The organism is Sodalis sp. RH22, assembly GCF_047324165.1.
Classification (GTDB): domain Bacteria; phylum Pseudomonadota; class Gammaproteobacteria; order Enterobacterales; family Enterobacteriaceae; genus Acerihabitans.
The window spans coordinates 790,264-805,627 of record NZ_CP178731.1 but is presented as its reverse complement, the minus strand read 5'-3'; the positions used below and the strand labels follow the sequence as shown (position 1 = coordinate 805,627).

Annotated in this window: 11 protein-coding genes; 7 read left to right on the top strand and 4 right to left on the bottom strand. The window is 59.8% G+C overall.

Annotated features, from left to right (window positions below):
• Nucleotides 1–510: 510 nt before the first annotated feature.
• The 3 genes from ACL2XN_RS03710 to ACL2XN_RS03700 form a co-directional block, all read right to left on the bottom strand.
• Entirely contained in the window at nucleotides 511–1,869 is a 1,359-nt protein-coding gene (locus ACL2XN_RS03710; protein WP_413728204.1) for an MFS transporter, read from the bottom strand.
• A 378-nt stretch (nucleotides 1,870–2,247) separates the two neighbouring features.
• A complete protein-coding gene (locus ACL2XN_RS03705) occupies nucleotides 2,248–4,614 on the bottom strand; it encodes a TIM-barrel domain-containing protein (RefSeq protein WP_413730313.1) in 2,367 nt (788 codons plus the stop codon).
• 20 nt (nucleotides 4,615–4,634) lie between these two features.
• The gene (locus ACL2XN_RS03700; protein ID WP_413730312.1) at nucleotides 4,635–5,939 is read right to left on the bottom strand and encodes an MFS transporter; all 1,305 of its coding nucleotides are present in this window, start codon (nucleotides 5,937–5,939) and stop codon (nucleotides 4,635–4,637) included.
• 282 nt (nucleotides 5,940–6,221) lie between these two features.
• Between ACL2XN_RS03700 and ACL2XN_RS03695 the strand changes: the two genes are divergently transcribed.
• From ACL2XN_RS03695 to ddlA, 4 genes are all read left to right on the top strand, one after another.
• Nucleotides 6,222–7,292 (top strand): LacI family DNA-binding transcriptional regulator, encoded by a 1,071-nt coding sequence (locus tag ACL2XN_RS03695; protein WP_413723014.1) that lies wholly within the window; start codon nucleotides 6,222–6,224, stop codon nucleotides 7,290–7,292.
• 146 nt (nucleotides 7,293–7,438) lie between these two features.
• A complete protein-coding gene (locus ACL2XN_RS03690) occupies nucleotides 7,439–8,470 on the top strand; it encodes an AI-2E family transporter (protein ID WP_413730311.1) in 1,032 nt (343 codons plus the stop codon).
• A gap of 147 nt (nucleotides 8,471–8,617) precedes the next feature.
• Nucleotides 8,618–10,012: a D-serine/D-alanine/glycine transporter gene (cycA, locus tag ACL2XN_RS03685; protein WP_413730310.1), complete on the top strand. Its 1,395-nt coding sequence runs from the start codon at nucleotides 8,618–8,620 to the stop codon at nucleotides 10,010–10,012.
• A gap of 174 nt (nucleotides 10,013–10,186) precedes the next feature.
• A complete protein-coding gene (gene ddlA, locus ACL2XN_RS03680; RefSeq protein WP_410014726.1) occupies nucleotides 10,187–11,299 on the top strand; it encodes a D-alanine--D-alanine ligase in 1,113 nt (370 codons plus the stop codon).
• A gap of 33 nt (nucleotides 11,300–11,332) precedes the next feature.
• Here the strand turns inward: ddlA and yghX are convergent, their stop codons facing one another.
• Nucleotides 11,333–12,220, bottom strand: coding sequence for a YghX family hydrolase (yghX, locus tag ACL2XN_RS03675; RefSeq protein WP_413730309.1), 888 nt, complete (start codon nucleotides 12,218–12,220; stop codon nucleotides 11,333–11,335).
• A 232-nt stretch (nucleotides 12,221–12,452) separates the two neighbouring features.
• On the opposite strand from yghX, the gene ACL2XN_RS03670 reads away from it, so the two are divergent.
• From ACL2XN_RS03670 to ACL2XN_RS03660, 3 genes are read left to right on the top strand one after another with little or no spacing between them, the layout of a single operon-like run.
• Nucleotides 12,453–13,949 (top strand): UbiD family decarboxylase, encoded by a 1,497-nt coding sequence (locus ACL2XN_RS03670; protein WP_410014724.1) that lies wholly within the window; start codon nucleotides 12,453–12,455, stop codon nucleotides 13,947–13,949.
• A 14-nt stretch (nucleotides 13,950–13,963) separates the two neighbouring features.
• Entirely contained in the window at nucleotides 13,964–14,539 is a 576-nt protein-coding gene (locus tag ACL2XN_RS03665; protein ID WP_413730308.1) for a UbiX family flavin prenyltransferase, read from the top strand.
• Nucleotides 14,540–14,572: 33 nt separating this feature from the next.
• Nucleotides 14,573–15,289, top strand: a complete 717-nt coding sequence (locus tag ACL2XN_RS03660; protein ID WP_413723019.1) for a DUF554 domain-containing protein — start codon at nucleotides 14,573–14,575, stop codon at nucleotides 15,287–15,289.
• The last annotated feature ends 75 nt before the right edge of the window (nucleotides 15,290–15,364 follow it).

Sequence of the window (15,364 nt, the reverse complement as noted above, 5' to 3'; positions counted from 1 at the left end):
GCTTTCAGCCATCAGCCCAAAATAAATACTGATATTTTTCCCGGTAATCACATACCGCGATGGCCCCCAAAACGCTATTTTACTCACAGGCGATGGTGTTGACGTGGTGCCGGCATAGAGTGCGCCGGCAGCGCGCATCTTGGCTGGATGAGCCGCCGGGAGCGGCGAAAGCCCGGTTTGCGCCGGGAGCGCATACCGGGCGGTCCACAAGCCGGGATGGGTGATGCCGGGGACCGCGCAGCGGCGCACGATCTGCCGGACGCGCGGAGGTCAAGGAGGCCGTCGCGGTACGGCCTCTTTGTCGCTTGCCGGCACCCGGCACTACATAAACCCCCAAACGCAGGGCAAGCGAAACCCTCACCGCGGCAACATAAACCTTACCACCGCAGCAACATAAGCCTTACCGCCGCGGCACCATAAGCCTCACCGCGCACTACAAACGAAACCCTTACCGCAAACATAAATCTCCCCGCCAGCCGCCACGGCAACATAAGCTCCGCCGCAGGCGAATTACGCCGCATCCTCCAGGGTGCTCAGCTCGCGATCCCTCACTTCCGGCATACAGGCGGCGGAGAATAGCCCAATACAGGAATATACGACGATCATCGCGGTAATCGGCCACCAGGAACCGGTCATACTGCAAAAAATACCGGCCAGGACGGGACCGAACCCAACGGCGACCAATCCCCCCAGCTCCTTGGAAATCGCCATCCGGGTGAAACGATTACGCGAGCCGAACATTTCCGCCATGGTAATATTTTCCAGCGCGAACAGCCCCAGCACGGCGAAATTATGGATAATGATAATACAGGCCATAATGGTGTTAACGTCGTTGCTCTTGTCGACAATCATCGACAGCATAGGATACGCCAGGATAATCGCCGAAATATTCAGCAGGATATAAGGCAACCGCCGGCCGATTTTATCGGACAGCCAGCCAATCAGGGGAATACTGAGAAAGCCTATCACCGAACTTATCATCAGCGCGTCGGTGGGGATCTTTTTTTCAAACAACAGCGTCTGCACCAGATAGCCGGCCAGGAAGGTCTGGATCAATCCTGAATTGCCGGCCTGGCCAAAACGCAGCCCGGTCGCCAGCCAGAAGGCCTTGCTGCCGAACATCGCCGCCAGGGAATGGGTATCAAGCACCGCGTCGGTAACCGCGACCTTGCCTTCGCCGCTGTCCTTCACCTCTTCAAAAACCGGGCTTTCTTTCAGGTTCAGGCGCAGCCAGATGGCAAAAATCATCACCACGATGCTGGATAAAAAAGGAATACGCCAGCCCCAGGCCACCAACTGCTCTTTATCCAGCACAAAAAACATCACGGCCCAAATCGCGGTGGCCGACAGGGTGCCGCAGTTGGTCCCCATGGCGACCAGGGAGGAGATAAGCCCCCGTTTTCCCTTGGGCGCATATTCGGCCAGCATGGTGCCGGCGCCGGAGATTTCGGCGCCCGCGCCCAGCCCCTGGATAATACGCAGAATGATCAACAGTAACGGCGCGTAGATGCCGATCTGGGCGTAGGTAGGCAACACGCCGATTAACGTGGTACAGATACCCATCATGGCGATGGTGATGAACAGCACCCGTTTGCGCCCGATGGTATCGCCCATCCGGCCGAAGATAAACGCGCCGACGATACGGGCGATATACCCCGCGCCGTAGGTGCCCATGGCCAGGATCAATGCCATGGCGGCGGATTGTTCCGGAAAAAACACCTCATGAAAAACCAATGCCGCGCCCAGCGAATACAGCTGGAAATCCATAAACTCCAGGGCGGTGCCCAGCCAGCCGGATACGGAAACCTTGACCAGATCAGCGGTGCTTCGTACCGGCTGATGGCGTGTTGACTCTGTTTTTATACTCATAGGGTTATTCTCTGCAAATTGTCTCAGGCACAGTTTCAGGTACAGAGAGGGGATATCTCCGTTATACATGCCATCAGCGGCGCGCAATGGCGCCCGCCGAATGAATGTGGTGAAAAGATATGCAGATGCTTACTACCATACAAGTATTTTTTGTTCGTTTACCGATCTCCATCACATTTAATTTACATACCAGTGACACCCGCGCGAACGGCGAAAAGCGGCATAAGAGCAGGCGGCCAGGCCGCATGGCGCTGATGCGCGCCAGGCCCGCGGCGCCGTCGCCATGCGGCCTGGCCCGTTCAGCGGATAAAAAGCCGGGACCTGCCGGGCGGCGGACACGGGGCGAACGCGCCGTCCCAACCTGCAGGCGTCGCCGGCCTAGGCCAGCAGGTATCGGGTGGTGCGCGCGCCGTCGATATACAGCGCGCGCGTATCGCCTGCGGGCAGTTGCAGGACCAGCTCGCGCCAGGCCGGCCGGTAATCGCCGCGCCGCCGGAACCGGATATCCACCCGGCCGGGACCAGCCTGCATATCCCATTCCAGCCAGAGCGCGTGCCCGTCCCGCCAGGCGAAACTTTCGCCGTCATCCTCGTACAGCATTCCCGAACTTTCCTCTGTCCCCGGCAGGGGAAACAGCGCCAGGCGGCGTTCATCATCCAGGGTGGGATCCTGGCACTGATAACAGCCGGAAAGCGCAATGGCGGCCCCGGCCCGCACCAGCATCGGCAGGCGCTCCAGCGGCGCGTCGAGGACGATATCCTGGCCGCCGGCAAACCATTGTCCGCTGTGCCAGTCATACCAGCCGGCGGTGTTGTCCGGCAGGTAGACCCGCCTTTTACGCGCGCCCGGCTCCACGACGCTCGCGACCAGGAGATCGCGCCCCAGCATAAAATCATCGGTTTCGGCAAAGGCGCGCTCATCGTGCTCATGATCGAGAAACGTCGGGCGCAGCATAGGTTCGTCCTCGCTGCACGCCTGCCAGAACAGGGTATACAGATAGGGCATCAGGCGATAGCGCAGGCGGATGGCCGAGCGCACCATGGCCGTCGACGACAGGTACATCCAGGGTTCGTTGACCGTGCCGTCATCATTCCAGGAGTGGATGGTAAAACGCGGATGCATCACGCCGTTTTGCACCCAGCGCACAAACAGCTCCGCATCCGGCTTGTCGCCGGCGAAACCGCCGACATCATGGCCGATGTTATAAAGCCCGGACAGGCTCATGCCCAGCCCCATACGGGTATTAAACCGCAGCGTTTGCCAGCTGGTGCGGTTATCGCCGCTCCAGGTCTGGACATAACGCTGCATGCCGGCGCAGCCCGAGCGGGAAATCAGATACGGCCGCTTTTGCGGCGCGAACCGCTGCTGGGCGGCCAGAGAGGCGCGCATCATCAGCAGCGGCATGACCGGGCGGATATGTTTAATGGCGATTTCACGGCCAAACCCCTGGCAGCGCGCCTCGCCGTCCCACAGTTCATATTCGTTATTGTCGTTCCAGGTGGCGTCGATGCCGACCTCCAGCAGTTGCCGGGTGACATTTTCCTGCCACCAGGCCAGGGTACGCGGGTTGGTAAAATCGAGATTGGCGCCCTCGTCGTCCCAAAATAGCGAGTTCGCCGGGCCGTCATGCTGAGAATCGCGGATAAACAGACCCTGCTCCGCCGCCGCGGCATACTGGGGATGATCCCGCAGCAGGCAGGGTTTGATATTGGCGGCCAGCTTGATCCCCGCCTGGTGAAACGCCTGCGTCATCTCCCGCGGGCGCGGAAACTTTTCCCGGTTCCAGTTGAAAACATAGCGTTTGTCGTGAATGGAGGTATAGCCGGACGACAGCTGGAACGAATCGCAGGGAATGGCATGTTCGCGGCATAAGGCGATAAAAGCCAGCAGTTGCTGCTGGGCGTCCGGGGCGTCGGTGTAATGCATGGTCGACCCGCTGTAGCCAAGGCTCCATTTGGGGCCGAACGCCGTTTTGCCCGTCAGCCGCACCAAAGCCTTGGTGACGTCCAGCACGCGCGGGCCCAGAAACAGATAATAGTCCAGATCCCCCGCCTCGGCGCGATAGCGCCGATAGGCCGGATGGTAATTATCCAGCTCGTTGCCTAAATCAAACCAGCTGTTGCTGAGATTATCGTAGAACAGGCCGAAGCTGGCGTCGCCACGCTGCGTGATGGTGAACGGGATATGCTTATACAGCGGGTCGGTGGACGCCGCGTTATACCCCATGGCGTCGAGATTGCGCATTTCATAGCGCTTGCCGAGGCGATTAAGATCGCCCGCCTTTTCGCCCAGGCCGTAATAACGGTCCTGCCCATACCGGCGCTGATAATGCTCCGCGCCGTCGCCATGGGCGTTAAGCAAATACGCGCCGGTGGGACGATCGCAGGCCAGCGGCAGCCAGCCGCCCGGCGCTATCCGGTATTCCCATTCCAGCCACAGCGGCTGGTGCACCGTTACCCTCACCCGGTCGGTGCTCAGGCGCAGGGACTTGTCGCAATGCTCAAGCTCGAAGGCGGGCAAGGCAAAATCATCGATATATTCGCGATCCCGCCCTTCCCAGGGGACATCCCGCTGCGGCGCGATGCTCCAGGTGCGATCGAGCGCCAGCTCCCCGCCCTTTTTGATCAGCACGCGGAACAGGCCGTTTTCCAGCACATACAGGCGGAAAAGATGCGCGCCGTCCACGCTAAGCTCAATAAAGTGGTCGGTTTGCCGGTTCAGTTGCCACTGTTTCAACGTCTTCATAATTTGTTGCTTCCTCTACGTCATACCGGCGCGCCAACGCGCCGTTCGGCAATAAACATCACCAGGAAAATAGCGCCGATCAGGTCAAAAAAACCCATGGCGACAAAGAGCGGGTTAAAGCCGATGGTATCGGCGGTGACGCCGATAATTAATGAAAAAAGAAAACTGGCGATCCACGCGCAGGAACCGCGTATGCCGTTCACCGTCGCCATCTGGCCCTTATCGAAAGATTCCACCACCAGGGCGCTGAGCATGCAGGAGATCACCTGATGGCCGAAACCGCCAATGGAAATCAGCAGGATGGCCAGCCAGGGGGTTTGCACCAGCGTCATCAACGCCAGCGACAGCATCAGAAAAGCGCCGGTGATGGAACTGGCGACGATCGAATTGATGCGCGTGCAGCCAAACCAGCGAATATACAGGCGGGTAAGATAACCGCTGGCGATACTGCCTAAATCGGCGGCGAGAAACGGCAGCCAGGCGAACAGCACAATCTGTTTCAGTTCCATGCCGCGTTCGTTGGCCAGGTAGAGCGGCACCCAAAAACTCAGCACGCCCCAGGCCGGTTCGGCCAGGAAGGCCGGAATGGCGATACCGTAGAAACGCTTGAGCCGGGCAATGGTTTTCAGCGCTTGCCAGAACGGCTGCCGGACCGGGTCGGGATCATGGTCCTGGCCGATAAACCCGCGCTCATCCTCGCCCAGATTGGGATGGGTCGCGGGCGAGTGGTAAAGCCACCACCATATGCCCGCCCATAGCAGGCCAAGGCCGCCGGAGAGAAAAAAGGCGCCGTGCCAGCCGAAGCTGGCGTGCGCCAGATAAATGATCGGCGGCGCCAGCATGGCGCCGATGGAAAACCCGACGCCGGCCCAACCCGCCGCCACGGGACGTTCTTTTTTAGGAAACCAGTCGCCAATCGCCTTGGCGTTGGCGGGTGTGGCCGCCGCTTCCGACGCGCCCATAAAAAAGCGCAGGATGGCCAATTGCACCCAACTCCCCGCCCCGGCGTGCAGCAGGCACATGACCGACCAGATCAGGGCGCAAACGAAAAACCCCATTTTTAAACCAATCACATCAATCAGCCAGCCGCAAAACGGTTGGAACACCGTATAGGCCAGTTGGAAGGCGGCGATGATCCACGAATACTGTTCGGTGGTCATATGCAGACTGGCTTTTAGCTCGGGCGCCAGGATCCCCAGCGCGTTGCGCGTGATGTAGTTAACGGTGACCCCAAGCAGGAACAGGGCCAGCATCCACCAGCGTAAATTTCGCACTACCCGTTTACCCGCCAGGGAAAGCGCTTTGGTATGGCCTTCAAGATTCATGATTTACCCCAGGTTGCGAACGGCGGGCGCGAGGCGGGAGACGCTGCGCGTTCCGCCGGCTTGCCGTCCATCGGATTACCCTCATTCACACCGCCCGCGTCCAGACGTAAAACGTGACCATCGCCCGACAGTAAAAGAGCCCAAAACGCGGGTCGAGGCCATTTTTTGCAAAGATTTTCATGAGATAGTGAATCCGGCGCCTCTCTGCGCCGGGAGGCCCGGGGACGCTGCCGAAGGCGTTATGAAAATTTTTTCATTTGCTAATTTGAAGGCGATCACAAAATGAAAGGAAAGTTGAAAATCACCGATATCGCCCGGGAAACGGGACTGTCCATCAGTACCGTTTCCCGGGTGCTGGCGGGCAAAGCCAATACCAGTCCCGCGGCCCGGTCCCGCGTACTACAGGCCGCCCGGCTGGAGGGGGTCATGAATAATTTGTCCACCGGCCGGTTGCTGTTGAACAGTTTGCTGGTGTTTGCCCCGCCGCGGGCGTTCGACGTGCGTACCGATATTTTTTATTACAAGGTGATCCAGGGAATAAGCCGGGCGCTGGAGCAGCATGAGGTGCGGCTGCGCTACTGCGCGTTGGACGAGAACGACAGCGACGCCGCCCTGTTCCTCGCCAGGATGAACCAGCCGCAGACGGAAGCGGCGCTGCTGGTCGGCATTGATGATGACCGCATCCATACCCTGGCGGCCGAACTGCATAAACCCTGCGTACTGATTAACTGTTACGATCGCCGCATGCGCCTGCCCTCGGTATCGCCGCATCACCAGCTGATTGGCGAATTTTCCGCCCAATACCTCTTTGAGCAGGGACACCGTAATATCCTGACCCTGCAATGCCTGCGGCGTTACACCATGGAACTGCGTATGAACGGGATACGCGAAGCCTGGCATGCCCATAACCTGCCCTTTGACGAAGAGCGCCATCAGCTGGTGGTGCAAGGGTTCGGTACCGCGGAGTCGGAACGGGCGCTGGGGGATTTTATCCGCCGCTGCCCGCCGGCGCAGCGCCCGAGCGCCATTCTGGCCGGCGGGGATTTTATGGCGGTGGGCGCCGTCAACGCCCTGCGCCAGGCCGGCCTGCGCGTGCCGCAGGATGTGTCGGTGATGAGCATGGACGGTTTTAACCTGGCGGCGATCCATGATATCCCGCTGACGTCGGTGCACGTGCCGCGCGACGAACTGGGCGTGGAGGCCGTCAGGACGCTGCAGCAGCGGCTGTTGTGTCCCGACGCGCCGGTGGGCAATCTGCTGCTGAACGGCACATTGATGATCAGGGATTCCGTGCGCCGCATCCGCGACAATAAAAACCATTCCGCCGTGCAACGCGACGGTTTGTATGATTAACCTTCAGCCGCATTCCCTTTCAATATGAAGTGAAAACCGGTGGACGGCCGTCACGGCAAATGCCGGTTTCCCGCGCTATATTGGCCGGATTCCATGCCGGCGACATGGCGCGGCGGCAACGATGGCGCACTCCGGGAGCACACCGCATGACCCTTCATGATAAACAGCAAATAGCCCTGACTGACGTGTTGCGCCTGCTGGCCTGCGTGGTGATTGTGCTGGCGGGCGTGCATCTGGCCGCCCCGGTTATCGTACCGCTGCTGCTGGCGCTGTTTCTGGCGATTGTCCTGGAGCCGCTGATCGGCCTGATGACACGCCTGGGCCTGCCGCGGCTGGCGGGGGTGGCGCTGCTGAGCGGCGGCCTGCTCATCGCGCTGCTGTTCACGTTGCTCAACATCATGGACGCCCTGCCGGAACTCAACCAGATGAGCAGCCAGGCGGGCGGCCTGCTGTCCGGTCCCCTGTCCGCCGGACTGGCCCCGCTGGCGCGCGCCGGGGTCACGCTGACGCCGGACGACGTCATGACCTATCTCGACCCGGGCCAGCTGCTGCGGATGGCCACCCGTACCCTCGGCCGGATTTCGGACATTCTGTCGACGGTACTGGTGGTGTTCCTGATGGTGCTGTTTATGCTTATCGAAGTGCCCGCCCTGGTGGCGAAAAGCCAGCGCCTGCTGCACGCCTCATCGCCGGGCATGGCGGCCATGCGCCAGGGCATCGGCTTCGTCAGTCATTACCTGGCGATAAAAACGCTCTCCAGCCTGGTCAGCGGCCTGATTATCTGGGGCGCCCTCCTGCTGCTGCAGGTCAAGTTCGCCTTTATCTGGGGCGCGCTGGCCTGCCTGCTGAATTTTATCCCGGTCATCGGCTCGGTGCTGGCCGCGATACCGCCGGTCATCCAGGCGTTTATCTTTAACGGCGCCGGCGCGGGCGCGGCGGTGCTGATGGTGTTCCTGGCGCTGAACCTGCTGTTGGGATGCATGCTGGAGCCCTACATCATCGGACGTAAGCTGGATATGACCACCAGCACCGTGATCATCTCCCTGGTGGTATGGGACGGACTGCTGGGCATGACCGGCGTGCTGCTGGCGGTGCCGCTGACCCTGTCGGTTAAACTGGCGCTGGAACAGACCCGCGGCGGCCGTAAACTGGCCTTTATGATGGGTGCGAAGCGCTGAGCCGGTCAAAAGCCCCCGGCGCCGCAATAAAAAACCATTACCCCCCCGCCTCATTATTACTTTATCTTATGCCCCGCGAAACGGTTCCCCTTTCACAGCTATCGGCCGGCAGAGCCGACACAACATCACTGACAGGAATAGGTCTATATGGTTGAACATTCTACACAGAGCCCGGCAACGCAAGCGCCTGCGGATACGCTGCAACGCAGCCTGAATAACCGCCATATCCAGCTGATCGCCATCGGCGGCGCCATTGGCACCGGCCTGTTTATGGGTTCCGGCAAAACCATCAGCCTGGCCGGGCCCTCGATCATTTTCGTTTATCTGATTATCGGTTTTATGCTGTTTTTCGTGATGCGCGCGATGGGCGAGCTGCTGCTCTCCAACCTGGCCTATAAATCTTTCAGCGATTTCGCCGCCGACCTGCTCGGCCCCTGGGCGGGTTACTTTACCGGCTGGACCTACTGGTTCTGCTGGGTGGTGACCGGCATTGCCGACGTGGTGGCCATCAGCGCCTATTTTCAGCTGTGGTTTCCCGGCTTCTCCATCTGGATGAGCGCCCTGCTGTGCGTCGCGGTGTTCTTTTCGCTGAATATCGCCACCGTGCGGCTGTTCGGCGAGCTGGAATTCTGGTTCGCCCTGGTCAAGATCATCGCCATCGTCGCCCTGATCGCGGCCGGCGCGCTGCTGGCGGCGATGCACTACCACTCGCCCGCCGGCGGCACGGCATCCATTGCGAATCTCTGGCAGCACGGCGGCCTGTTTCCCAAAGGTCTCGACGGTTTTTTCGCCGGGTTCCAAATTGCGGTATTCGCCTTTGTCGGGATTGAACTGGTCGGCACCACCGCGGCGGAAACCCGCGACCCCCACACCGTATTGCCGCGCGCCATCAACGCCATCCCCCTGCGGGTGATTATGTTTTACGTGCTGGCGCTGATGGCCATTATGGCGGTAACGCCCTGGGACAGCGTGGCGCCGGACCACAGCCCGTTTGTGTCGATGTTTATGATGACCGGCCTGCCCGCCGCCGCCAGCGTGGTGAATTTTGTGGTGCTCACCTCCGCGGCCTCCTCGGCCAACAGCGGCATGTTTTCCACCAGCCGCATGCTGTACGGCCTGGCGGAACAGGGCGTGGCCCACCGGCGTTTCGCGCTGCTATCGCGTCGCGCCGTGCCGACCAACGGCCTGGTGTTCTCCTGCCTGTGCCTGCTTATCGGCGTGGCGCTGATCTACCTGATCCCGAACGTGATGACGGTATTTACCCTGGTAACCACGGTATCCGCCATTCTGTTTATGTTTGTCTGGACCATTATTCTCTGCTCTTACCTGGCCTATCGGAAACGCTATCCCGAGCGCCACCGGCAGTCGCGCTTTAAAATGCCGCTGGGCAAGGTGATGTGCTGGGTCTGCATGGCCTTCTTCCTGTTTGTGCTGGTGTTGCTGACGCTGCAGGAGGATACCCGCGCGGCGCTGATGGTCACGCCGCTGTGGTTTATTCTTCTCGCCGCCGGCTGGCGGCTGCGCGGCAAAAATGCGGCCTGAGGCCAGGGCGCCGTCAGCGGTTGCCCGGCGGCCCCGGCGCCGGCATCTGGCGCAAGGTGCGGCATCGGTGATAATGTGGTCGGACGGGACGGCAACACCCATGGGTTTGCCGGCGCACGCCAGCCAGACGACAGTGGCCTGCCAATAAAAGCAGGCAACCATAAGGATCAACAGATGAAAAAGATTCGGGTAGGCGTCATTTTTGGCGGGAAATCGGCCGAGCATGAGGTCTCTTTGCAATCGGCGAAAAACATTGTTGACAATATCGACCGTGAAAAATTTGATGTGACCCTGTTGGGCATCGATAAACAGGGCATCTGGCACGTTAACGATGCCTCGGATTACCTGCTTCATCAGGACAATCCGGCCCGTATCGCCCTGAACCCGTCCCATACCGGCGTGGCGCTGGTGCCCGGACAGGCGAGCCATCAGCTTATCGAAAGCCGTAACGCCAGCGCGCTGGCGCAGATGGACGTGATTTTTCCCATTGTTCACGGCACGCTCGGCGAGGACGGCTCGTTACAAGGCCTGCTGCGCATGGCCAATATTCCGTTTGTCGGCAGCGGCGTGCTGGGATCGGCGCTCTGCATGGATAAAGACATCGCCAAACGTCTGCTGCGCGATGCCGGCCTGCCGGTGGCGCCATTTGTGACCCTGACCCGGGCCAATAGCGCCAGCCATGATTTCGCCTCGGTCAGCGCCCGGCTCGGGCTGCCGCTGTTTATCAAGCCGGCCAACCAGGGATCCTCCATCGGCGTCAGCAAAGTGGCCGACGAAGCCGGATTCAACCACGCGGTGCAACTGGCATTCCGCTATGACCATAAGGTGGTGGTGGAGGCGGCCATTACCGGGCGCGAGATCGAATGCGCGGTATTGGGCAATGACCAGCCGCAGGCCAGCGGCTGCGGAGAAATTATTCTCAGCGACGCGTTTTACAGTTACGAAACCAAATATATCAACGAACAGGGCGCGACGGTGGCGATCCCCGCCGATATCCCCGCCCTGGTCAACGAGCGCATCCGCGCCATGGCCGTCAAGGCCTACCAGGCGCTGGAGTGCCAGGGCATGGCCCGGGTGGACCTGTTCCTCACCGCCGCCGGCGACGCCATTGTCAACGAAGTCAATACCCTGCCCGGCTTTACCAATATCAGCATGTACCCGAAATTATGGCAGGCGAGCGGCATCGGCTATGCCGAGCTTATCACCCGGTTGATCACGCTGGCGCTCGAACGCCATCAGCAGGATAACCAGCTGAAAAGCACCCACCTCGACGCCCCCGGAGTATAAGAGGCCGCTGGCGCGGCATCAGGCCCGCCGCGGTTACGCCAGATAACGCCGGAACCAGGCGATGGTGCGTTGCCAGGCGAGATCGGCGGCCGCCTGGTCATAGCTCGGCGTGGAATCGTTATGGAATCCGTGGTTCACGCCGGGGTAAATATAGGCCTCATAGGTCTTGCCGGCGGCTTTCAGCGCCGTCTCATAAGCGGGCCAGCCCGAGGTAATGGGGGTATCGAGCCCGGCATAATGCAAGAGCAGCGGCGCCTTGATGCGCGGCACGTCCTCCGGTTTCGGCTGCCGGCCGTAAAAAGGCACGGCGGCGCCAAGCTCGGGATAGGCCACGGCCGCCGCGTTGGCCACCCCGCCGCCGTAGCAAAAACCGGTGATGCCCACCTTGCCGTTGGTTTGCCCGCGCCCCATCAGATACTCAATGGCGGCGAAAAAATCATTCATCAGTTTGGTGGGATCCACCTGCTGCTGCAGTTCGCGGCCTTTGTCGTCATTGCCGGGATAACCGCCGACGGAGCTGAGTCCATCGGGGGCGAGGGCCACGAATCCCGCCTTGGCGACGCGCCTGGCCACATCCTCGATATACGGATTGAGCCCGCGGTTCTCATGTACCACCACCACCCCCGCCACCGGCTCCCTGGCCGCCGCGGGACGCACCCGGTAAGCGCGCACCTGGCCGTGGCCGTTGGGCGACGGGTAGGTAATATATTCCGCGGCGATATCCGGGTCGGTAAATTCAACCTGCTGGGCAAGGGCATAATTGGGGCTGAGCAAGGACAGTATGCCGGCGGCGGTCAAACCGCCGACGGCGAAGTGCGCCGCCTTGACCAGGAATTGACGCTTGGTGATCTTGCCATGGACGTAATAGTCATACAGCTCAAGCAGCTGCGGATCAAAATCGTTAGCGGTAAGACGGGTCATGATATCGCTCCTTTCATCCTGGACACGAATTAATCTAGCAGATCCGCAACCGCAAACGAAACGGGTTTCCGCGGTCATGGCGGGAGAGCGGGAAATACGCTGCGGCGTGTTTTTTCATGAGCTTATCTAAACCAAAAAGGTTTACCGGCTGAATATAAACGGTACTTTATCCATTACGTGGCCGGGGATATAGTCTTCGCAGGATGTATATCACTGTCTTTTCGGAGGAAAAATGTCAGAACAGAACCCTAACACCGATCGGCAACCCGTACAGGATCTCCGGTCGGCCATCGCCCTGCTGGAAACGATTGCCGGTGAATTCGTCAGCACCGATGTCGAGGTCGATCCCGAGGCTGAATTATCCGGCGTCTATCGCTACGTCGGCGCGGGCGGCACCTGCCAGCGCCCGACACGCAAAGGGCCGGCGATGATGTTCAATACCATTAAGGGATTCCCCGGCGTGCGCGTGGTGACCGGCCTGATGTCTACCCGCGAACGCGTGGGCCATCTGCTTAACTGCGCACCGGAAAGATTGGGTTTCCTGTTAAAGGAATCGGTAGCCAACGCCATAGCGCCGGTCGTGGTCGGCAAGGAAAAGGCGGTATGCCAGGAAGTGGTCCATCTCGCCTCGGATCCGGCGTTTGACCTGCGGACATTATTACCGGCGCCGACCAATACCGAAGAGGATGCCGGCCCGTATTTCACCATGGGCTTATGCTACGCCTCCGACCCGGAAACCAAACAATCCGATATCACCATTCATCGTCTTTGCATTCAAAGCCGCGATGAACTGTCCATGTGGCTGACGCCGGGCCGGCATATCGACGCCTTCCGTGAAAAAGCCGAACGGCTGGGACAGGCGCTGCCGATTTCCATCAGCATCGGCGTCGATCCCGCTATCGAAATCGCCGCCTGCTTCGAGCCGCCCACCACCCCGCTTGGCTTTAACGAACTCAGTATCGCCGGCGCGCTGCGCGGCAAAGCCGTCGAGCTGGTGAATTGCCTGACCATCGACGAGCGCGCCATCGCGCACGCCGAAATTGTTATCGAAGGCGAACTGTTGCCCAACGTACGCGTGCGGGAAGACCAGAACACCCATACCGGTAAAGCCATGCCCGAATTCCCCGGTTATACCGGCGAAGCCAAGGCGGCGCTGCCGGTTATCAAGGTCAAGGCGGTCACCTACCGAAAACACCCGATCCTGCAAACCACCCTCGGCCCCAGCGGCGAGCATGTCAGCATGGCGGGCATTCCCACCGAGGCCAGTATCCTGGATATGATTGAAAGGGCCATGCCGGGGCGGGTGCTGAACGTGCATGCCCATACGTCCGGCGGCGGCAAGCTGCTGGCGGTGCTGCAATGCAAAAAAGCCTCGCCGGTTGACGAAGGCCGGCAACGACAGGCGGCGCTGCTGGCCTTCGCCGCGTTTTCGGAGCTCAAGCATGTCATCCTGGTGGATGAGGATGTCGATATCTTTGATACCGACGATATCCTGTGGGCGATGCAGACCCGCTACCAGGGCGACGTCGATACCATCTTTATCCCCGGCGTGCGTTGCCACCCCCTGGACCCGTCGCAGGTGCCGGAATACAGCCCGAGCATTTCGCAGCAGGGCGTATCCTGTAAAACCATTTTTGACTGCACGGTACCCTTTCATCTGAAATCGCACTTTGTCCGTTCCAAATTCAAAAAAGTCGACGTGCGGAAATTTCTGCCTGATTTTAAATAAACCGAGTTGTTAAGATGATTAAGCGGCGCATTATCGTAGGCATCAGCGGGGCTTCCGGGTTCCAGTACGGCATGAAAGTGCTGGAGCTGCTACATGAACAGGATATTGAAGTGCATCTGGTCATCAGCAAAGGAGCGGAAGCCACCAGGGCGCTCGAAACGACCTATGAGCGCCAGGAGGTGGTGAAACTGGCGGATGAAGTGCACAGCGTAACCAATCTGGGCGCCGCGATAGCCAGCGGCTCGTTTACAACGCTCGGCATGATAATCGCGCCCTGTTCAATGAACAGTCTCGCCGCGATTGCCCATGGACTGGCCGGCAATCTTCTGACCCGGGCCGCCGATGTGATTTTAAAAGAGCGGCGCAGGCTGGTGCTGATGGTCAGGGAAACCCCCCTGCATCTTACCCATCTGAAAAACATGCAATCGGTAACGGAAATGGGCGGGATAATATTCCCTCCCGTTCCCGCCTTTTACCAGGCCCCGCAAAGCGTGGACGATATCGTCCGTCACAGCGCCGCCCGCGCGCTGGATTTATTCGGTCTGGACGTCGGCAATCTTAAACGCTGGGGCGAAATCCCGCGCGACTGATGCGGAAATAGTCTTCATTCTAAGGAATAATTGATGTTAATTGGTCCATTCGTCAACGGCTGCGCCGTTTTGGCGGGCGGTATTGTCGGCGCATTTTTTGGCGACAAAATCCCCGAGCGGCTGCGCATTGCCTTACCGCTGACCTTCGGTCTCTCCTCAATGGGGCTGGGTATCGCGCTTATTGTCAAAATCCACAGCCTGCCGGTGGTGATATTATCGCTTATCGTGGGCGCGGCCATCGGCGAGCTGGTTTATCTGGAAAGACGTATCGGCATGATGGGTAATATCGCCAAAGGCATTGCCAATCGTTTTTCAGCGGATGACGGCAAGCTGGATCCGGCGGTATTCACCGAAAAATTCGTGGCGATCCTGGTGCTGTTTTGCGCCAGCGGCACCGGTATTATCGGCGCCATGACCGAAGGCATGACCCACGACGCCAATATCCTGTTCGTTAAATCCATCATGGATATATTCACCGCGGCGATTTTCGCCACCGTGCTGGGTTACGCCGTCGCCCTGATTGCCGTGCCGCAGTTAGTTATCCAGCTGTGCATCGCCTCGGCCGCCGTGCTGATTATGCCGCACACCACCCCTGAAATGATGGGCGACTTTACCGCCGCCGGCGGATTTATCATGCTGGCCACCGGGTTTCGTATTGCCGGCATTAAATCGTTCCCGGTGGGAAATCTCTTACCGGCGCTGGTGCTGGTGCTGCCCATTTCCCATTTCTGGACCCTGTTTATTCACTGATCGCCAGGCCATCCCCCTGACGCAAATACCGCGGCCCATCTTAGCGGTACCGGGATTTACTGTTATGCTGTGCTC